The following is a 20,273-nucleotide window of genomic DNA, read 5'->3' as shown; positions in this document are numbered from 1 at the left end:
TTTTTATTGGAATTTTATTACATTTCAGATGCAGTCTGGCGCGCGCCCTCTTTTTCCGGGAAGATATGTCTGAAGATGAAACGGACGATCGGACCTGCGTAAATGAGCTGCCAGAAGAAAGCCATCGGGAAGTTCATGGCAGTTGTCTGAAGCCATACAGCAACGAACTGATTTCCTGCATTCTTGAACAGAAGAGTTGCAGCAAAACTCATCAGCGGGCACATAAAAGCAATGGATGGAACAGAAATCGCAAGGATCTTGCTGAACGGATGACAGCTTCTGAAATCAACCATACGGGAAGCACACATAAAAGCAAGCTTGGATACGATGAAGAAATCCAGAATGAATGCGATCGGTCCCATGATGACTAACTCATGAAATGCGGAAAGAAAAACAGTGTTGGACATTCCACCGATATTAAGTGAGATATTATAACAGATCATGGCGTAAACCATGAAAAATACCATAATGATTGTAAAAATTACTTCTTGAAATTTGTTTTTAGGCATAAAAAAATCCTCCTTGAATAAATAAATTAAGATACAAGAGCATGTGTTGTTCGTTAATCATTCAGGGAGAATGTGCGTTTCCAATTAGACCATATTCAATTGACAGTTGCGAATTATACTATATACGAAGAAGAAATGCAAGAGAAAAATTGAATTTTTCAAAGTTAATTTAAAATCTGCACTTAGAAAATAAGCAAAAATTAATATTCACGAAACTTTACAGAGAAAGAAGCATGTGATAAAATGACCTCAATAGTGGAGGATTTTACCATACGATAAAGTAGAAACTATTTACAGATGTTTTTAATAAGAAGAAGAGGGATAAAAATGAGTGCAGGGTTACATTCAAAATGGAATCGTACTTTAACCTGGATGTTGTCGGCGGCTCTTATAGCTCAGGGAGGCACAGTAGTATACGCCGGTGATCTGGGGGATGAAGCGGCAGTCGAGGCTTTTTCTGAGGATAATTACGAAGCTGATGATGCAGCCAGTGATCTGGAGTTCTCAGGCGATGAGGAAACTGTAATTGAGGACAGCACAGATGAAAGCACAGAGAATATTGATGCAGAGACCAGCGAAGGAGACGAACAGACAGATGCAGATGCTGATTTCCAGTCTGAGGCAGATTTCACTTCTGAAGTTCAAGTGGAAGAGGAGACTTCAATCGCAGATGGGCTTTATCTTGGCGATATACCTGCTGATAATTCTATCGGTCAGATCATAGACGGTAATGTTGTATTTAATGGAGTTTCTGAGGAAACCAGTCTCTTTGTACCGGTTTATGGTGAGAAGGGCGGCAGCAAAATTGCAGTCAGAGATATGACATGGGAATCCAGTGATGAATCTGTTGTGAGTATTTTTGATACAGATTCCGACGATCAGTTACAGTTAAGAAGCCATAAGGCAGGTGGTGCTGTTGTAACAGGAACTTACCAGCCAACAGATGAGAATGGAGCTGTATCCGGCGAGCCAATGACCATCAGCATTCGTGTTTTTGTTAAGGGAATTGTGCTTGCAGCAGGCTCTGACAGCATTCAGTTATCTTTAAATGAGGATCTGTCTGTACAGGCAATTGGCTATAAACTGATTGATGGAACAGGTGAGGATGGAACAGCGGCAGATGGACAGGATGTTATCTGGAATGTGGATGATCCGCAGATTGCAGAAGTGGATGACAATGGAAATCTGATCGCGAAAGCCCCTGGTGAGACAACTGTAACTCTTACATGGGGTGCATTTACAGCAACAAGCAAAGTAAGTGTTACCGGTACGGGAATAAAGCTGACACCAGCCAGCCGTAGTATTAAGCAGACTGGTGCAACTATCATTTTTGCAGAGACATGGGATGGCACAGAGAAGAATGACAGTCCGTCAGTTACATGGACCAGTTCTGATCCGTCTGTCGCAACAGTTGATGATAAGGGAATTGTTACCGGCATCGGTACGGGTACAACCGATATCGTTGCAGCCTGGAATGGTGTTCAGTCCGAACCGCTCCAGATCAAAGTCACACCGGCAACGGATGTATCTGTAACGACACAATGGGAAGACAGCGGCGCACTGACCGTTCGCCCGGATCAGGTTGATATTCAGCTGCTTTCCAATGGATTTGAATATGACAGCATTACACTTGGCACAGATACCGAGTGGAGACATGTGTGGGTACTCCTGGATTCTCAGGATGAGGATGGTCTTCCGATTACCTATGATGTTGTAGCTGCGGCTCCGATTGGTTATACCGCAGAAGTACAGGGCAGTGCTTCAGAAGGATTTACTGTGGTATATCGTCCAGCGAAATAACGGAAGCAATTTTATAGCATAAGCCCTTGGTGTTACAGCACTGAGGGCTTATTTTATTGTATAATTGCAATAAATTCTCATTAACGGGCAAAAAGTGTTCTGAATTTCAAAAAACTCTGCCCACAAATAATGTCACATCTTGAAATATGAAAAATAATACGTATAATTTTAACTATCGAATCGGCGAGTATGAAAGAGAAAAACCGTATATTCAGGGGTTTACCTGAGTATACGGCTTTTTTATTGTTAAGAAAGTTCTCCATTTTCCAATTGGTATATAATACTTTCTACGTATGCGGCAGCTTCTTCTGAAGTGTAGAAACTGCTTTCCAGCATATTCTGGAGATAATCAAGAAATGTTTCAAGAAGTCCATACTCCTGGATCGTAAACAGCATGACTTCTCCATTATATTTCTGAAAAATCAATGTTCCGACATTTCCACGAATACAAAGATGCAGGTTGGATGGAAGATGGTTTAATGGCTTTTGCAGAATTCTGTAAGAACCCTTGCGGCAGCTTTCGGCAACTCCATGTAGCATCTCGATTCGGTGCTCAACAGTAAATTTATGATAAAAAACTTCTGGAATCTCGGCAGTCCGTCCGGATGCAGCAAACTGAAGAAGTCCGTCAGCTGTAAAATATACATAAGTCTGGCTGTCTGTGAGTCTTTTCATATTTCCTCTAAAAGCAAGGGCAGCCTGTTTGATAATTTCCTCACTGTGCGGAATATCATAATTAAATGCCTGTTTCAGAATCTTTTCGCTGATAAATGGTGTAATACAGACTTCCGGTTGAAGGGCAAAAGTAGGAGCCTCTTCAGAAACTTCAAAAATTGTATTGAAAACATTCGAAAAATTATCCGGCAGAAAAGCAGTTGGCAGAAATAACTGTGAACATTGTTCCAGATAAGTATTGTACATTTCCTGAAGCATATGTATTACATCAGAATTGCGGTAAAAGATTCCTGACTGTCCGTCAGCAGTACACATCAGCGCTGCATCGGAAGTCAGAATCATACATGGAAAAATATTCATATTCTGGTAATGAGATGGAATATTATCATAATAATACCATAATGTATAATTCAATCCAGACATGTAGATTGGGAAAATCGCATCCAGATACTTCAGGTTTACAAGTTCATGCTGTTCTGTAAAGGTGTCTTCACTGTTCAGACAGAGGATATGCTGAACTTCCAGGGTATCAGACGGAGCCAGCGTGGAGAGCAGATGAAAAACAAATTCATGATCTGGCTGTAGAAACAGTGATATCTTGCCGGAAGACCTGGATGCTTCGGCAAGGAACATTTTGTGGATGAAATAGTTGACGTTCTGAAGACTGGTCAGGACTGTGCAGTCCGATTCCTGATTATTCTGGATAAGTTTTGAGGAAAAAATAAATTCATCCGGTGATACAGAGAAATGACTTGGAAAGTGCCGGATAAAATTTTCTACACTTTTGCGCTTGTAGTAGACTTCCGGACCGATCACAGTCACTTCCCAGGCTTCCTCGAAACGCTGTGTTTCTGCTGGCGTCAGGTGCATGAACTGGGCCATTTTTTCAAAAATATCTTTGGACGGCGGATTGCGTTTACCACTGATCAGCTTGTACATGGTAGAGCGGTCAATTCCGCAATATTTGGTCATAGGTGCAACTTTGACGTGCCTGGCTTTGATATATTCGGTAAGAACCTCCGAAAATGCTGACATGTTAAAAACTCCTTCCGGGTTGATTTGATATGATGAAATCCGGAAAAGGAATTTTATTCATCCCATCCCTCATAAAAACGGATATTTACAGAAATATTCCGGACGATATCGCCTTCTTCAAGTTCCAGGTCGTCTGCATCAGAAACAGGCGGGAGCTGGCAGTCATCCTCATCAAGTTCCAGAGAGATCCAGTTGTAAGCAGCGGCATTTGCCTCCTCAATTGCTTCATCCAGAGTCTCGCCCTCTCCGAAACAATCCTCAAGATCCGGGAAAAATCCCTTATAAGTACCTTTATCAGTTTTGCGGAATACCGCAGGATAAATAAATTTCATGATACACATCTCCTTTTTACTCAATGTTAATAGTATATCATATCAGGTGGAAAAAAAGCAGAAGATTTTGTATAATGGTGGAAAATGAATGGATAGTTTGCAAAAAAATACAAAGGAGATGTGAAATGGCAGTCAAACTTATCGCCAGCGACCTGGACGGGACCCTGCTGACAAACAAAAAAGAACTTTCTCCACGTACAAGAGAAGCCCTTGATCTGGCGGCAGCACAGGGAATCTACCTTGTGCCGGCAACGGGCAGATCCTTTGGTTCTGTACCTGAGATGATCCGTGAGTACCCGGGAGTGGAATATCTGATCACAGCCAATGGTGGCGCTGTTTATTCTGTCAGCGAAAAGAAGCGCATTTACCAGTGCCTTATGACACCGGAATCCGTAGAAGTCGCGATTGCTGTAAGAAAAAGAGAAAAAATGGTCATGGAGGTCGTCGTCGACGGTGTTCCCTACGCAGAGGAAGCGTATGTCAGAGATCCCATCCGCTATCTGGCGACAGAGTACGGGGCAAGATATATCAAGGCAACGAGGACTCCTGTGAAGGATATCATTGAGTTTGCAGCGCAGCATGCGAAAGAACTGGACAGCATCTCCTTCGTATGCAGCCATGAGGACAGGAACCGCCTGTATACATCCCTGGAGAAAGAGATTCCGGATATCTACGTGACTTCCTCTGTGTCAAATCTTCTCGAAATGGGGCACAAAGATGCAGGGAAAGGCAAAACTCTATTGTGGCTTCTGGATAAACTCGGGATCTCCCCGGAAGAAGCGATGGCATTTGGTGATGCAGACAACGACAGCAGTATGCTGGAAGCAGTAAAATACGGCATCGCAATGGGAAATGCCACCGAAAACTGCAAGAAATCCGCCGCCTGCGTGACCGGAACAAACGAAGAAGACGGTGTGGCCGAGGCTATTTTATCGCACATAAAATGTGAAATTTAACTAACCCTATTGACAATGGAAAAAAATCGTGATATTTTATAGAAAATTTGATTTAGTTAATTAAACCGTTGAAGCGGAGATAAAAACTATCATGCGCGCACAGAGAGTCCGGGAGGGTGAGAGCCGGGTGGAAATGCAGATTGTTAAATGGACCGCTGAGGGCACAGGGAAAGGCGATCGCTTAGTATTCTGTGACGTGAGGCATACGTCAGTTGCCGGGAATATGCAGGTATTCCGCAAAGCGCACGGGTCATTCCGTGAATCAAGGTGGCACCGCGGGTGAATTTTAACGCTCGTCCTTGACAGAGAGCAGATTCTGTCATGGGCGGGCTTTCTTTTTTGCTCTGACAGGAACAAACAGTAATACACAGGGAGGTATGATCCATGTATCCTACGATAGAAACCATCAGAGAGATCGCAGCAAAAGGTCAGTACAAAAGAGTTCCGGTCTGCCGGGAAGTATACGCAGACAGATATACACCGGTAGAAGTTATGAGGACTTTAAGGAAGGCGAGCAGGCATTGTTATCTGCTTGAAAGTGCCAGCCAGACAGAGGTGTGGGGACGCTATTCTTTCCTCGGATATGAGCCGGCCATGGAGATTACCTGCACGGACGGAGCAATGAAGATCCGCCGCACGGAAGGCGAAGATCAGGGTGAGATCACAAAGCAGGTTGCACATCCGGGAGACGCTTTAAGAGAGATCCTGAAAGAATACAAGAGCCCGGTGATTGAAGATATGCCACCGTTTACCGGCGGTTTGGTCGGATATTTTTCCTATGATTACATCAAATACAGCGAGCCGAAATTAAAGCTTGGCGAACACGAAGATCCGGATTTCAGAGACATGGATCTGATGCTTTTTGACCAGGTGATCGCCTTTGACCATTACAGACAGAAAGTACTTCTGATCACAGGAGTCATGCTGGACGACCTGGAAAATTCTTACCAGAAAGCAGAGAAAAAACTTCAGGAAATGGCAGATCTGATCCGAAACGGACAGAAGGCTGAGTTCCTGCCATTACAGCTTGATTCTGAGATCAAACCGCAGTTCCCGAAAGAAAAATACTGCCAGATGGTAGAAAAAGCAAAACATTATATCCATGAGGGAGACATCTTCCAGGTGGTGCTTTCCAACCCGATGAGAGCAAAAGCAGAGGGAAGTTTATTTGATACTTACAGAGTCTTGAGAGCAACAAATCCGTCACCGTATATGTTTTATTTTTCCAGTGATGACATCGAACTTGCAGGTGCTTCACCGGAAACGCTGGTAAAACTGGAGGACAAAAAACTTACCACTTTCCCACTGGCAGGAACCAGACCGAGAGGCAAGACAAAGCAGGAAGACAGGGAACTGGAAGAGGGACTTCTGAAAGATGAGAAGGAACTTGCAGAGCACAACATGCTGGTCGATCTGGGACGAAATGACATCGGAAGGATCAGCAAGATCGGAACGGTAGAAGTGGAAAAATACATGAGTGTGGAGCATTTTTCACAGGTTATGCACATCGGTTCCACAGTCGCAGGAGAGCTTCGAGAAGACAAAGATGCGATAGATGCAGTCGACTCCATCCTCCCGGCAGGAACACTTTCCGGGGCACCGAAGTTCCGTGCCTGCCAGATCATCGAAGAGCTGGAACAGAGCAAACGAGGCATTTACGGCGGCGCGATCGGATATCTGGATTTTGCAGGAAACCTTGATACCTGCATTGCGATCCGTCTTGTATACAAGAAAAAAGGTGAGATCTGCATCCGCTCCGGAGCAGGGATCGTAGCAGACAGCGTTCCGGAAAAAGAATTCGAAGAGTGCTGCAACAAGGCAAGAGCCGTAGTTCTGGCAATCCAAAAAGCACAGGAGGGATTGGAATGATCGTACTGATTGATAATTATGACAGCTTTTCCTACAACGTATATCAGCTGATCGGTTCCGTAGAACCAGACATCAAAGTTGTTCGAAATGATGAATATACAGTAGAAGAAATCGAGGCAATGAAACCGGAAGCACTGATCCTTTCACCGGGACCGGGCAAGCCGTCAGACGCAGGAATCTGCATCGAAGCAATTAAATATTTTGCAGGAAAACTTCCAATCTTCGGCATCTGTCTTGGACATCAGGCAATCTGTGAAGCCTTTGGCGGCAGAGTTTCCTACGCAAAAGAACTGATGCACGGCAAGAAAAAAACAATCTATACCGTCGGAGAAAGCAAACTTTTTGAAGGACTGGGAGACAGCTTCCAGGCAGCCAGATACCATTCACTGGCAGCAGTAAGAGATAAACTTCCGGAGGTTTTAAGAGTCACAGCAGAGGCAGAAGACGGCGAGATCATGGCAGTGGAACACACAGAATATCCAATCTATGGAGTACAGTTCCATCCCGAATCCGTTATGACACTGGATGGTAAAAAGATGGTAGAAAACTTCATAAATGTTGTAAGAGTATAGTTAAGGAGGACATGAAAATGATCAAAAAAGCAATCGTAAAACTTTCAAAAAAAGAAGACTTAACATATCAGGAAGCAGAGACAGTCATGGATGAGATCATGAGCGGACAGGCGACACCGGTACAGATGTCTTCCTATCTGACAGCACTTTCCATGAAGGGTGAGACCATCGATGAGATCACCGCTTCCGCAGCAGGAATGCGCGCGCACTGCATCAAATTACTGCATGATCTGGATGTCCTGGAGATCGTAGGAACCGGCGGTGACGGAGCAAACTCCTTCAACATTTCCACCACTTCCTCACTGGTGATCGCAGCAGGCGGCGTGCCGGTAGCAAAGCATGGAAACCGTGCAGCATCCTCCAAGAGTGGTGCAGCAGATGTTCTTGAAGCACTTGGAGTAAACATCACGATCTCCCCGGAAAAAAGTGCAGAACTTCTCAAAAAGATCAACATCTGTTTCCTGTTTGCACAGAATTATCATATCGCAATGAAGTACGTAGCACCGATCCGTAAGGAACTTGGAATCCGTACCGTATTCAATATCCTCGGACCTTTGAGCAACCCGGCAGGAGCAAATATGCAGCTGATGGGTGTATTTGATCAGAGTCTTGTAGAGCCATTGGCACAGGTTATGGCGAAGCTTGGTGTGACAAAAGGAATGGTAGTTTTTGGACAGGACAAACTGGATGAGATCTCGATGAGCGCACCGACTTCTGTCTGCGAGATCAAGGACGGATGGTTCCAGTCTTACGAGATCACACCGGAGCAGTTCGGTTATACAAGATGCTCCAAAGATGATCTGGTTGGCGGAACTCCGGCAGAAAATGCAGAGATCACGAAAGCAATCCTGAAAGGCGAAGAGAAGGGACCGAAGCGTCAGGCAGTATGCCTCAACGCCGGAGCTGCACTCTATATCGCAGGCAAAGCAGAAACCATGGAAGCAGGTGTACGCATGGCAAAAGAACTGATCGACAGCGGTGCAGCACTGAAGAAATTAGAGGAATTCATTCAGGAATCTAACGCTTGAATGACCGATTAGAAAAGGAAATTTTTTACTATGAACATATTAAATGAGATCGCTGAGAAGACGAGAGAGCGCATCGAAAAAGACAAAAAAGAGATGCCGAGAGAGGATCTGATCCGTGAGATCCAGCAGAAAAAAGTGCAGATGCTTCTCAATCCGCTGATCCAGTCTGAGACAGCAAAAACGCCGCATAGTTTTTATCAGGCACTAAAAAAACCGGGAATGTCCTATATCTGTGAAGTCAAAAAAGCATCCCCGTCCAAGGGGCTGATCGCACCGGATTTTCCGTATCTGGACATCGCAAAAGAGTATAAAGCAGCCGGTGCATCCGCGATTTCCTGCCTGACGGAACCGTTTTATTTCCAGGGTTCTGACCAGTATTTATGGGAGATTGCATCAGAAGTTGATATCCCGGTACTGCGAAAAGATTTCGTCATTGACGACTACATGATCCTGCAGGCGGCAGCTTATGGTGCAGCCGCAGTGCTCCTGATCTGTGCATTACTTGACGATAAACAGCTTCGGGAATACCGCGAAATGGCAGAAGATCTGGGAATGGATGCCCTGGTGGAAGCACACGATGCAGAGGAAGTTGCGAGAGCTTTAAAGAGCGGAGCAAGGATCATCGGAGTCAACAACCGTGACCTCAGAACCTTCGAGGTGGATATGGCGAACAGCATCAACCTTCGCAAACTTGCACCGGAGAATGTGATCTTTGTTTCCGAGAGCGGCATCCGCACATCGGAGGACATCAAGCGTCTGCATGATAACCAGATCGAGGCTGTGCTGATCGGAGAAACCCTGATGCGAAGTCCGGACAAAAAAGCAGCACTCGAAGAACTGAATGGAGCACCGTTGACTGAGGATTGAGAAACAGAGAGATGCAGGAAATGACAGCTCAGGATCATAGCAAAACTAAGATAAAAATATGTGGGCTCAGGCGTAGAGAAGACATCCTCGCCGTCAATGAGGCGAAGCCGGATTACTGTGGATTTATCATAGAATTTCCCAAAAGTTTCCGGAGTGTAACGGCAGATGAAGTGAGAGATCTGGTGAAAGATCTGATCCAGGAGATCCAGCCAGTTGGAGTGTTTGTCGATGCACCGATGGAGCTGGTAAGATCACTTCTGGATGACGGAACGCTTGCACTTGCACAGCTTCACGGACAGGAAAATGAGTCCTATATCAGAGAATTAAAAACATACACAGACAAGCCGATCATCAAAGCGTTTTCCATAAAAACAGCCGAAGATATCGAGAAAGCACTGCAAAGCCCGGCAGATTACATTCTTCTGGATCAGGGCGGCGGAGGAACCGGAAAGACTTTTGACTGGTCTTTGATCCCGGAGATCCAGAGACCATTTTTTCTCGCAGGAGGCATCGGAGCCGCCAATCTGGAACAGGCGATCCGGGAAATCCATCCATATGCGGTGGATCTAAGCAGCAGTGTGGAGACAGAAAAGTGGAAAGATCCGGCGAAGATCCGGCAGGTTGTGGATATCGTCAGGAAAATGAAAGAAACAAAGTAATTATATAAAGAAACAAGGTGTTTGGAAGAGTATAGAGGAGGACACAAATGTCAAAAGGAAGATTTGGAATACATGGAGGGCAGTACATTCCAGAGACACTGATGAATGCGGTTCTGGAGCTGGAAGAGGCCTATAACCGTTACAAAGATGACCCGGAATTCAACCGTGAACTGACCGATCTGCTGAACAATTATGCAGGCCGTCCGTCACGTCTGTACTATGCAGCACATATGACAGAAGACCTCGGCGGAGCCAAAGTTTATCTGAAACGTGAGGACTTGAACCATACAGGAGCACACAAGATCAACAACGTTCTGGGACAGGTTTTACTTGCCAAAAAGATGGGAAAAACACGTGTCATCGCAGAGACAGGAGCCGGACAGCACGGTGTTGCAACCGCAACAGCAGCAGCTCTTATGGGTATGGAATGTGAAGTATTCATGGGTAAGGAAGACACAGAACGTCAGGCACTGAACGTATACAGAATGCGTCTTCTGGGAGCTAAAGTACATGCCGTTACATCAGGAACTGCAACCCTGAAAGATGCCGTTTCCGAGACAATGAGAGAGTGGACAAACCGTATTTCCGATACACATTATGTCCTCGGATCTGTCATGGGACCGCACCCGTTCCCGACGATCGTCCGTGATTTCCAGGCAGTCATTTCCAAGGAGATCAAAGAGCAGATCCTCGAAAAAGAAGGCAAACTTCCAGATGTTGTGCTTGCCTGTGTGGGCGGCGGTTCCAATGCGATTGGAACTTTCTATAACTTTATTGAGGATGAGGGAGTCCGCCTGATCGGCTGTGAGGCAGCAGGACGCGGTGTCAATACTGCAGAGACGGCAGCGACGATCGCAACCGGAAAACTTGGTATTTTCCATGGCATGAAGTCCTATTTCTGCCAGGATGAGTATGGTCAGATCGCACCGGTTTATTCCATTTCAGCGGGATTAGATTACCCTGGTGTCGGACCGGAACATGCACATCTTTATGACAGCGGACGTGCGGAATATGTGCCGGTAACAGACGATGAAGCGGTAGATGCATTCGAATATCTGTCAAGAACAGAAGGCATCATTCCGGCGATCGAGAGTGCTCATGCCGTGGCTTACGCGAGAAAGATCGTGCCACAGATGCGTAAAGACCAGATCGTAGTTATCACTATTTCCGGACGAGGAGACAAGGACTGTGCAGCGATCGCACGTTACAGAGGGGAGGATATCCATGAATAAGAGAATTACAGAAGCATTTGCAAAGGGAAAAGCATTTATCCCGTTTGTTACCTGCGGGGATCCGTCCCTTGATGTTACCGAAAAAATCGTATATGCCATGGAAGAAGCAGGTGCAGATCTGATCGAACTTGGTATTCCATTTTCTGATCCGACCGCAGAAGGCCCTGTCATCCAGGGCGCAAACCTGCGTGCTTTATCCGGTGGAGTTACCACAGATAAAGTTTTTGATATGGTAGAAAAGATCCGCAAAAACAGTTCTATCCCAATGGTATTTATGACCTATGCGAACGTTGTTTTTTCCTATGGGATTGAGCGTTTCTGCAAGAGAGCAGCAGAAGTTGGAATGGACGGAATGATCCTTCCGGATGTCCCATTTGAAGAAAAAGAAGAGTTCGCATCCGTTGCAGAGAAGTATGGTCTGGATCTGATCTCTCTGATCGCACCGACCTCCCACGAGAGAATCTCCATGATCGCAAAAGAGGCAGAAGGATTTGTCTACTGCGTATCCTCCCTCGGAGTTACCGGCATGCGAAGCCAGATCACCACAGACATCGGAGCCATGGTGGAACTCGTCAAAGCCCAGAAAGACATCCCATGTGCCGTAGGTTTCGGAATCTCCACTCCGGAGCAGGCCAAAAAGATGGTCTCCCAGGCCGACGGCGTCATCGTGGGTTCTGCCATTGTCAAACTCTGTGAAACCCACGGAGCCGACTGCGTACCATATATCAAAGAGTATGTGAAGTCCATGAAGGATGCGATAAGATAAAAGCATATATCATGTATAGAAAGCTTTTTTCTTGAATAATTACCCGGTATCTAATCACCAGGCATCGGAGGGAATGCCAGATGTATTTTCCGATGCAGGAAGCTATTATGAACACTGTTTTTCTGATATATTCAGCTTATCAGGAAGACGGTGTTTTTTATGATGATAAAAAATCAGATGGATTTTCACTTGCTTGTAAAAGGAATGCCTTCATGTTATGATATAGACATTAGTTGGGAAAGGAGTGGCAGACATGGCGAGATTAGGCATTCCGGTTGGTATTTCAGATTTTGAGAAAATCCGGAAGAATGGATATTACTACGTTGATAAAAGTGGACTGATCGCAGAATTATTAGAAGAAAAATCCACAGAAGTTACTCTGATCACCAGACCAAGGCGTTTTGGGAAGACTCTTGGTATGAGCATGCTGGCGAATTTTTTTGATATTCGAAAAGAAAGTACAGAGTTGTTCAAGGGGCTGGAAATTGCGGAACAAAGAGACGTGTGCAGTGAGTGGATGAACCAGTTTCCAACGCTGTTTGTGACCTTCAAGGATGTTGACGGATTAGATTTTTCCAGTGCTTATGGTATGCTTTCTTCAACGATCACAGAACTTTACAAAGAGCACCTGTATTTAATGGAAAGTTCCCGGATAAGTCCATATGATAAAGAAATCATGCAGCGCATTATTACAGAAGAAGCAACTGTTACAGATATCAAAAAGAGCCTGTCGTTGCTGATAAAGCTGATGCAGCAACATTATCAGAAAAATGTAATCCTTTTGATCGATGAATACGATGTCCCGATTGCAAAAGCCAGCAGCCATCAATATTATCCACAGATGCTTGAAATCCTTAAAGTGATGATGAGCACTGCGTTAAAGGACAATCCGGGGCTTTGCTTTGCAGTAGTCACAGGCTGCCTGCAGATTGCGAAAGAGAGTATTTTTACAGGAACCAATAATTTTGTTTCCGATACAATAAGCGATTCAAACTTAAATGAATATTTTGGTTTTACACAAAAAGATGTAGATAAGATCCTGAGCGAAGCAGATGTCGAGGAATTTGGAGACGAGATGAAGAAATGGTATGATGGGTATCATTTTGGAAAGGTTGATGTTTACTGCCCCTGGGATGTGATGAATTATATTCGTGATATCCAGCGGAATCCGAAGGCAAGACCGGCAAGTTACTGGAAGAATACCAGTGATAATGAGATCATCCGTTCTTTTATTGATTACGCAGGAAGTAACATTACAAAGAAAATGGAAGCCTTACTTTCAGGAGGTTATATCATACAACGTATAGATGAAAATCTCACTTACGATTATCTGCATTCTTCAGAAGAAAATCTCTGGAGCATTCTTTATCTGACAGGCTATCTGACGCAGGCAAGAGAAAATGAAATAACAGATCCGTTGCCAGACAATATGTCAGCGTTAAAAATTCCAAATGCTGAGATCAGAGAAATTTTTGAGACTACCGTTGTGAAATGGTTTTCTGAGAGTGTCAAAACATGGAATCGAAAGGCTTTGTTCGATGCTGCATGGAGTGGTCAGAGCGAGATCCTTACACAGGAAATGAGCAAACTTTTGCGAAAAACCATCAGCTATCATGATTACAGGGAAGATTTTTATCATGCTTTTCTTGCAGGGATTTTTACAGGAGCAGGATATGTTGTAGAGTCAAACAAAGAACATGGAGAGGGACGCAGCGATATTGTTGTGTATGACTCTGTAAATGGACAGGTGGCGATTTTTGAGGCAAAATATTCCAGAACATTGTCTGCTATGGAGGGCGACTGTGAAGCAGCCCTGTGCCAAATTGACAGGCGTATGTATGCAAAAGAGTATGAAGATGAATATGACCATATTTATTGCTATGGTGTAGCTTTTTATAAGAGGCGTTGTCTTGTAAAACAAAAGAAAGAAAACTGATTTATTATTGGAGAAGAGGGGTATAGCATGGAATTCCAGCATGAACTGGTGATCCCGGATGAGGGACTGCCGTTTAAATTTTTTCTGTTTGAGGGAAGTCAGGGAAATTATGTGAGGGAGAAACACTGGCATACGTCTGTGGAGATCTTTGCGGTGATGGAAGGTTCGCTGACTTTTTATCTGAATGATGAGAAACATCCGCTCAAGGCGGGGGAGCTGATGATTATCAATTCCAATGAAGTGCATTCGATCGATTCGCCGGAAGAGAATCATACGGCAGTACTTCAGATTCCGCTGAAGCAGTTTGAGGACTATTTTACCGCACACCGATTTGTACGCTTTGCGGGAAGTGTTCCGGAGATGGATGCGACACTCTGGAGACTGGTGCGTGAAATGTATAAATTATACGGGAAACGTGGAGTCGGATATGAATTCAAGATCCGTTCCTTCTATTATGATGTGCTTTATTTTCTGGTCAATCACTACCGGTTGGACGAGGCGGGCGAGCAGGAAGTACGCCACAGCCGCCGCCTGGATGCTCTTGCGAGAATTACTTCCTATATGAGAGAGCATTATCAGGAAGAACTCAAACTGACCGAAGTAGCGAACATGTTCGGTTACTCCGATGCATATTTATCCAGAATGTTCCAGAAATATGCAAATGTCAATTTTAAGACGTACTTACAGGACATCCGAATGACCTATGCATACAGGGAATTACTGAACACAGACAAGACGATCAGCCAGATCGCCCTGGACAACGGATTTAGCAGCAGCCGCGCTTTTACGCGGGAATTCCAGAAACGATACAGCATTCTGCCAAGCGAACTTGGACGAGAAAAATAAAGAATAAAAATGCAAAAACAGGCGGATCAGAAACGCCTGTTTTTTTTCTTAATAGTTATAAATGTTTGTACAAAACAAAAAACTAAAAGGTCAAAAAAGTGCACTAAAGAGGACAAAAAATCTGGCGAAATAAAACACACCTCATGATATGATATCTCCAACATGAAAAATATAAAGGAGGTAACTTCAGGTGAAGATTCAGAATGTAGCAGATGACGCATTTCGCAGATATGGTAAAGTACTGGAGGGGTATGACTTTACAGAACTCCTGAAGGAAATGAAACACACACCGGTACCGGAGGACGTGATCTATGTGCCATCCGTAGAAGAGATGGAGGCATTGCCGGTAGCGAAGGAACTTCAGAACAAAGGATACGGTGGACTGCCGATCGAGATCGGATACTGCAATGGTCATAATAAGAAATTAAACGGACTGGAATATCACCGCAATTCCGAGATCAACGTAGCGGTTACAGATCTTGTCCTTCTGATCGGACATCAGCAGGATATCGAAAAAGATTTTACATATGACACATCCAAAGTAGAAGCATTCCTTGTTCCGGCAGGAACCGGAATCGAAGTATATGCAACAACTCTTCACTATGCACCATGTCATGTAAACGAAGCAGGTTTCCAGTGCGTTGTTGTTTTACCAAAAGGAACAAACACGGAGCTGACTTTTGACACAGCCGCTGAAGGCGAGGACAAGCTTCTTACAGCTAAGAATAAATGGCTGATCGCACACGAAGAAGCAGCTATCGAAGGTGCGTTTAACGGACTCAAAGGTGAGAATGTCGGAATCGACTGATTTTTTATACTGAAAAGCAAATAACTGTAAATACAAACTTATATAATATGGAGGAATTTTTATCATGAACAATATCCCAGTAGTAAAACTTGGAATCATCGCAGTAAGCCGTGACTGTTTCCCGATCCAGCTCTCTGAGAAGAGACGCGCAGCTATCAAAGCAGCCTACACAGGAGAACTTTACGAATGTCCAGTAACTGTTGAGAACGAGAAAGACATGGAAAAAGCACTCGAAGATGTAAACAAAGCAGAGTGTAACGCCCTGGTTGTTTTCCTTGGAAACTTCGGACCGGAAACACCGGAGACACTGATCGCAGAAAGATTCGACGGACCGTGCATGTACGTTGCAGCAGCGGAAGGCGACGGCGACATGATCAACGGCAGAGGTGATGCTTACTGTGGTATGCTGAACTGCTCCTACAACTTAAAGATGCGTCATCTTGAAGCATACATTCCGGAATATCCAGTTGGAACAGCTGATGACATCGCCAAGATGATCGGTGATTTCGTACCGGTTGCACGTGCCGTTATCGGTGTTCGTAACCTCAAGATCATTACATTCGGACCACGTCCGCAGGATTTCTTCGCTTGTAACGCACCGATCAAAGGCCTCTATGAACTGGGTGTTGAGATCGAAGAAAACTCCGAACTTGACCTTCTCGTTGCTTTCAAAGAGCATGAAAACGATCCTCGTATCCCGGAAGTTTGCGCAGATATGGCAAAAGAAATGGGCGAAGGCAAATACTACGAAGACCTCAATGCAAGAATGGCACAGTTCGAGCTTACTCTTCTTGACTGGGCAGAAGCTCACAAAGGAGCAAGAAAATACGTTGCATTTGCTGACAAATGCTGGCCGGCATTCCCGTCACAGTTCGGATTTGAGCCTTGCTATGTAAACAGCCGTCTTGGTTCCAGAGGAATCCCGGTATCCTGCGAAGTTGATATCTATGGAGCACTCAGCGAGTACATCGGACTCTGCATCTCCAACGACGCAGTTACACTGCTTGACATCAACAACTCTGTTCCGCAGTATATCTATGACGAAGATATCAAAGGAAAATATGATTACAAACTTACAGATACATTCATGGGATTCCATTGTGGAAATACTCCGGAATGCAAGATGTGCGAATCCAGAGCCGTTAAATATCAGCTCATCCAGCACAGACTTCTTGAGCCAGCAGGATCTGAGCCAGACTTTACAAGAGGAACTCTTGAAGGTGACATTGCTGCTTCTGACATCACATTCTATCGTCTGCAGTGCAACTCAGAAGGTGAACTGGTAGCATACGTTGCAGAAGGTGAAGTTCTTGATGTACCGACAAGATCCTTCGGTGGTATCGGTATCTTCGCTATCAACGAAATGGGAAGATTCTACCGTCACGTACTGATAGAAGGCAACTATCCGCATCACGGAGCAGTTATGTTCGGACATTACGGAAAACAGTTTTTCGAAGTAGTGAAATTCCTTGGACTGGATGTAAAGAAGATCGGTTACAACCAGCCAGCAGGAGTAAGATACCCAACAGAAAATCCGTGGGGATAATCTTCTGATTTTGAAAAAAATAAAATAAAATCAATACAGACATCCCGGGAGTTTTCCTGGGATGTCGTGGTAAAGAGCAAAATATCAGTAAAAAATATCAATAACAGACAGAATGTGCATCTGCGGGGTATGTATGCAAAATGCACAGTTAGGAGGAAATATGTACTATATTGGTGTGGATTTAGGAACTTCTGCCGTAAAACTTCTTCTGATGGAAGAATCAGGCAAGATCTGTAATATCGTATCAAAAGAATATCCACTGTTTTTCCCGCATCCGGGCTGGTCAGAACAGAATCCGGAAGACTGGTTTACCCAGAGTGTTGAGGGAATGAAAGAACTGACCGAAGGAATCGACCGCTCCCAGGTAGCCGGAATCGGCTTCGGCGGACAGATGCACGGACTGGTAACACTGGATGAAAATGACAATGTCATCCGCCCGGCAATCCTCTGGAATGATGGACGTTCCCAGAAAGAAACAGAATATCTCAACAATGAGATCGGCAAAGATAAATTATCACAGTACACAGCAAACATCGCTTTTGCAGGCTTCACAGCACCAAAGATCCTGTGGATGAAGAAAAACGAGCCGGAGAAATTTGCAAAGATCGCAAAGATCATGCTTCCAAAAGACTACCTTGCATACAGACTTTCCGGATCTTTCTGCACAGATGTTTCTGATGCATCCGGTATGTTGCTTCTTGACGTAAAGAACCGCTGCTGGTCCAAAGAAATGATGGAGATCTGCGACGTTAAGGAAGAACAACTTCCGAAACTGTACGAAAGCTGGGAAGTTGTCGGAACACTGAAACCAGAAGTTGCAAAAGAACTCGGATTCTCTGCAGACGTCAAAGTCGTAGCAGGAGCAGGCGACAATGCGGCAGCAGCAGTCGGAACAGGAACTGTTGGTGATGGACAGTGCAACATCTCCCTTGGAACTTCCGGAACCATCTTCATCTCCAGCAAAAACTTCGGCGTTGACGAAAACAATGCACTGCATTCCTTCTGCCATGCAGACGGAAGCTATCACCTGATGGGCTGCATGCTGAGCGCAGCATCCTGTAACAAATGGTGGGCAGAGGAAATCCTTCAGACCAAGGATTTCGCAGCAGAGCAGGCACCGATCCAGAAACTCGGCGAAAACAATGTATTCTTCCTTCCATACCTGATGGGAGAAAGATCACCACATAACAATCCTGACGCAAGAGGTGTATTCTTCGGAATGTCCATGGACACTACAAGAGCAGATATGACACAGGCTGTTCTCGAAGGCGTAGCCTTCGGACTTCGCGATTCCCTCGAAGTTGCAAGAAAACTTGGTATCAAGATCGAACGAACCAAGATCTGCGGCGGCGGCGCAAAGAGCCCGCTCTGGAAAAAGATTATTGCAAATGTGATGAACCTCAAAGTTGATGTTCTCGACGTAGAAGAAGGACCGTCCATGGGTGGCGCCATGCTGGCTGCCGTAGGATGTGGGGCTTATCCGGATGTTGAGACCATCGGAAAGAAGATGGCTCACGTCGTTGACACCGTTGAGCCGGAGGAAGAAATTGTGGCGAAGTACGAAGAAAAGTATCAGAAGTTTAAGAAACTGTATCCGGCCCTTAAACCACTTTTCTAGGGTACTGCCCAGATTCCCGCAGTTTGGAAACTGCAAAACCTTATGCGAGGGGAGGGCACTCGAAGTTGCGAAGGCCGTTCTCCCCTCGCGCTCCCCACCGGGCCACGCCTGGTGCATTAGGACAGAACGGGCTGACGTTAAATAATAGTATGATAAAATAACAAATTTTATTTAAGTTTTCCTTATGTTTTATAAAAAACCATAATAATCGCGACAATTTATTGACAAATGACAACAAATATGATAGTATTTTCTCACCAAGTAAATAGAATCTCCGGTGACTGACGGAATTGTGGAGATACCACGAGGGAGCAGGAGATTTGTAACGCCGACCGTCTGGGCAGTATTTGAGGGTAACTCGGATACTGCTTTTTTTAATAAGAAAAGAGGGCTTATTAAAAATCAACGCCATGATTGCCTGGTGACGGGGCAATCACGACAGGCGTTATCGGCAAAGAAAGGAGAAAATTATGGGATTCAAAAGTGACATCGAAATCGCACAGGAGTGCACAATGGAGCCGATCACCAAGATCGCAGAAAAGGCAGGCATCGACGACAAATATCTGGAGCAGTATGGTAAGTACAAAGCAAAGATCGATTACAATCTCCTGAAAGAAAGCGACAAAAAGGACGGCAAGCTGATCCTCGTAACCGCTATCAACCCGACACCGGCAGGTGAAGGAAAAACAACTACAACCGTAGGTCTTGCAGACGGTATGCAGAGACTTGGCAAGAGTGTTATGGTAGCTCTCCGTGAGCCATCCCTCGGACCGGTATTCGGTGTTAAGGGCGGCGCAGCAGGCGGCGGCTATGCACAGGTAGTTCCGATGGAGGACATCAACCTTCACTTCACAGGTGACTTCCATGCGATCGGAGCAGCAAACAACCTGCTCGCAGCAATGATCGACAATCATATCTTCCAGGGCAACGCTCTGAACATCGATCCAAGAAAGATCACATGGAGAAGATGCGTGGACATGAACGACCGTCAGCTCCGTAACGTAGTAGACGGCCTCGGTGGAAGAACAAACGGAATGCCGCGTGAAGACGGATATGACATCACCGTTGCATCTGAGATCATGGCAGTCCTTTGTCTTGCAAGTGACATCAAAGACCTGAAAGAAAGACTTTCCAGAATTATTATCGGATATACCTACGGTAAAGTATCCGAGCAGAAACCGGTAACAGCAGGTGACCTCCATGCAGAAGGCGCTATGAC

Annotated in this window: 18 protein-coding genes and 1 riboswitch; of the genes, 15 read left to right on the top strand and 3 right to left on the bottom strand. The window is 45.0% G+C overall.

The features are described from left to right. Positions 1-17: 17 nt before the first annotated feature. Positions 18-509: a DUF2798 domain-containing protein gene (locus tag WMO75_RS12305; RefSeq protein WP_302700963.1), complete on the bottom strand. Its 492-nt coding sequence runs from the start codon at positions 507-509 to the stop codon at positions 18-20. Positions 510-836: 327 nt separating this feature from the next. Between WMO75_RS12305 and WMO75_RS12300 the strand changes: the two genes are divergently transcribed. After that, a complete protein-coding gene (locus tag WMO75_RS12300; protein WP_022213862.1) occupies positions 837-2,309 on the top strand; it encodes an Ig-like domain-containing protein in 1,473 nt (490 codons plus the stop codon). Positions 2,310-2,555: 246 nt separating this feature from the next. On the opposite strand, the gene WMO75_RS12295 is transcribed toward WMO75_RS12300, so the two are convergent. After that, complete coding sequence (locus tag WMO75_RS12295; protein ID WP_349078109.1) at positions 2,556-4,019, bottom strand: helix-turn-helix domain-containing protein; 1,464 nt, start codon at positions 4,017-4,019, stop codon at positions 2,556-2,558. Between the two features lie 53 nt (positions 4,020-4,072). Then, complete coding sequence (locus WMO75_RS12290) at positions 4,073-4,351, bottom strand: type II toxin-antitoxin system HicB family antitoxin (protein WP_022213864.1); 279 nt, start codon at positions 4,349-4,351, stop codon at positions 4,073-4,075. A 125-nt stretch (positions 4,352-4,476) separates the two neighbouring features. Between WMO75_RS12290 and WMO75_RS12285 the strand changes: the two genes are divergently transcribed. The 14 genes from WMO75_RS12285 to WMO75_RS12220 all read left to right on the top strand — a co-directional run. Continuing rightward, positions 4,477-5,307 carry a Cof-type HAD-IIB family hydrolase gene (locus WMO75_RS12285; RefSeq protein WP_349078108.1) on the top strand — a complete coding sequence of 277 codons (831 nt, stop codon included), beginning with the start codon at positions 4,477-4,479 and terminating at the stop codon, positions 5,305-5,307. A gap of 384 nt (positions 5,308-5,691) precedes the next feature. Further along, complete coding sequence (trpE, locus tag WMO75_RS12280; RefSeq protein ID WP_349078107.1) at positions 5,692-7,176, top strand: anthranilate synthase component I; 1,485 nt, start codon at positions 5,692-5,694, stop codon at positions 7,174-7,176. Beyond that, a complete protein-coding gene (locus WMO75_RS12275) occupies positions 7,173-7,748 on the top strand; it encodes an anthranilate synthase component II (RefSeq protein WP_022213867.1) in 576 nt (191 codons plus the stop codon). Before trpE ends, WMO75_RS12275 begins: the two co-directional genes overlap by 4 nt. Positions 7,749-7,765: 17 nt before the next feature. Continuing rightward, a complete protein-coding gene (trpD, locus tag WMO75_RS12270; protein ID WP_349078106.1) occupies positions 7,766-8,776 on the top strand; it encodes an anthranilate phosphoribosyltransferase in 1,011 nt (336 codons plus the stop codon). Positions 8,777-8,806: 30 nt separating this feature from the next. Next, entirely contained in the window at positions 8,807-9,643 is an 837-nt protein-coding gene (trpC, locus tag WMO75_RS12265) for an indole-3-glycerol phosphate synthase TrpC (protein WP_296056517.1), read from the top strand. Between the two features lie 20 nt (positions 9,644-9,663). Beyond that, complete coding sequence (locus WMO75_RS12260) at positions 9,664-10,302, top strand: phosphoribosylanthranilate isomerase (protein WP_417192134.1); 639 nt, start codon at positions 9,664-9,666, stop codon at positions 10,300-10,302. 47 nt (positions 10,303-10,349) lie between these two features. Then, positions 10,350-11,534 (top strand): tryptophan synthase subunit beta, encoded by a 1,185-nt coding sequence (gene trpB / locus WMO75_RS12255; RefSeq protein ID WP_118253610.1) that lies wholly within the window; start codon positions 10,350-10,352, stop codon positions 11,532-11,534. Further along, positions 11,527-12,300 carry a tryptophan synthase subunit alpha gene (trpA, locus tag WMO75_RS12250; protein ID WP_349078104.1) on the top strand — a complete coding sequence of 258 codons (774 nt, stop codon included), beginning with the start codon at positions 11,527-11,529 and terminating at the stop codon, positions 12,298-12,300. The genes trpB and trpA overlap by 8 nt, the downstream gene beginning before the upstream one ends. Before the next feature lie 253 nt (positions 12,301-12,553). Then, entirely contained in the window at positions 12,554-14,236 is a 1,683-nt protein-coding gene (locus WMO75_RS12245; protein ID WP_349078103.1) for an AAA family ATPase, read from the top strand. Positions 14,237-14,263: 27 nt separating this feature from the next. Further along, positions 14,264-15,082, top strand: a complete 819-nt coding sequence (locus tag WMO75_RS12240) for an AraC family transcriptional regulator (RefSeq protein ID WP_022213875.1) — start codon at positions 14,264-14,266, stop codon at positions 15,080-15,082. Between the two features lie 190 nt (positions 15,083-15,272). Beyond that, positions 15,273-15,890, top strand: a complete 618-nt coding sequence (locus WMO75_RS12235) for a DUF4867 family protein (RefSeq protein WP_022213876.1) — start codon at positions 15,273-15,275, stop codon at positions 15,888-15,890. A gap of 64 nt (positions 15,891-15,954) precedes the next feature. Beyond that, positions 15,955-17,436, top strand: a complete 1,482-nt coding sequence (locus WMO75_RS12230) for an L-fucose/L-arabinose isomerase family protein (RefSeq protein WP_022213877.1) — start codon at positions 15,955-15,957, stop codon at positions 17,434-17,436. A 160-nt stretch (positions 17,437-17,596) separates the two neighbouring features. Continuing rightward, complete coding sequence (gene xylB / locus WMO75_RS12225; protein ID WP_173905924.1) at positions 17,597-19,054, top strand: xylulokinase; 1,458 nt, start codon at positions 17,597-17,599, stop codon at positions 19,052-19,054. A gap of 267 nt (positions 19,055-19,321) precedes the next feature. Continuing rightward, positions 19,322-19,403, top strand: a riboswitch (ZMP/ZTP riboswitch). 121 nt (positions 19,404-19,524) lie between these two features. Further along, positions 19,525-20,273, top strand: a 749-nt coding sequence (locus tag WMO75_RS12220) for a formate--tetrahydrofolate ligase (RefSeq protein ID WP_349078102.1), incomplete at its 3' end; no start/stop codon positions are given.

This window comes from Blautia intestinihominis (assembly GCF_040096655.1).
Classification (GTDB): domain Bacteria; phylum Bacillota; class Clostridia; order Lachnospirales; family Lachnospiraceae; genus Blautia_A; species Blautia_A intestinihominis.
The sequence above is the reverse complement of the archived record's forward strand: the minus strand, read 5'-3'. Positions and strand labels throughout refer to the sequence as shown.

Excerpts from the sequence above, each read along its gene's own strand:
- WMO75_RS12300 (WP_022213862.1), top strand. The coding sequence starts at position 837 with ATGAGTGCAGGGTTACATTCAAAATGGAATCGTACTTTAACCTGGATG.
- WMO75_RS12285 (WP_349078108.1), top strand. The coding sequence starts at position 4,477 with ATGGCAGTCAAACTTATCGCCAGCGACCTGGACGGGACCCTGCTGACA.
- WMO75_RS12305 (WP_302700963.1), bottom strand. The coding sequence starts at position 509 with ATGCCTAAAAACAAATTTCAAGAAGTAATTTTTACAATCATTATGGTA.
- trpD (WP_349078106.1), top strand. The coding sequence starts at position 7,766 with ATGATCAAAAAAGCAATCGTAAAACTTTCAAAAAAAGAAGACTTAACA.
- WMO75_RS12260 (WP_417192134.1), top strand. The coding sequence starts at position 9,664 with ATGACAGCTCAGGATCATAGCAAAACTAAGATAAAAATATGTGGGCTC.
- trpB (WP_118253610.1), top strand. The coding sequence starts at position 10,350 with ATGTCAAAAGGAAGATTTGGAATACATGGAGGGCAGTACATTCCAGAG.
- WMO75_RS12295 (WP_349078109.1), bottom strand. The coding sequence starts at position 4,019 with ATGTCAGCATTTTCGGAGGTTCTTACCGAATATATCAAAGCCAGGCAC.
- WMO75_RS12290 (WP_022213864.1), bottom strand. The coding sequence starts at position 4,351 with ATGAAATTTATTTATCCTGCGGTATTCCGCAAAACTGATAAAGGTACT.
- WMO75_RS12275 (WP_022213867.1), top strand. The coding sequence starts at position 7,173 with ATGATCGTACTGATTGATAATTATGACAGCTTTTCCTACAACGTATAT.
- trpE (WP_349078107.1), top strand. The coding sequence starts at position 5,692 with ATGTATCCTACGATAGAAACCATCAGAGAGATCGCAGCAAAAGGTCAG.
- trpC (WP_296056517.1), top strand. The coding sequence starts at position 8,807 with ATGAACATATTAAATGAGATCGCTGAGAAGACGAGAGAGCGCATCGAA.
- WMO75_RS12230 (WP_022213877.1), top strand. The coding sequence starts at position 15,955 with ATGAACAATATCCCAGTAGTAAAACTTGGAATCATCGCAGTAAGCCGT.
- WMO75_RS12240 (WP_022213875.1), top strand. The coding sequence starts at position 14,264 with ATGGAATTCCAGCATGAACTGGTGATCCCGGATGAGGGACTGCCGTTT.
- trpA (WP_349078104.1), top strand. The coding sequence starts at position 11,527 with ATGAATAAGAGAATTACAGAAGCATTTGCAAAGGGAAAAGCATTTATC.
- xylB (WP_173905924.1), top strand. The coding sequence starts at position 17,597 with ATGTACTATATTGGTGTGGATTTAGGAACTTCTGCCGTAAAACTTCTT.
- WMO75_RS12245 (WP_349078103.1), top strand. The coding sequence starts at position 12,554 with ATGGCGAGATTAGGCATTCCGGTTGGTATTTCAGATTTTGAGAAAATC.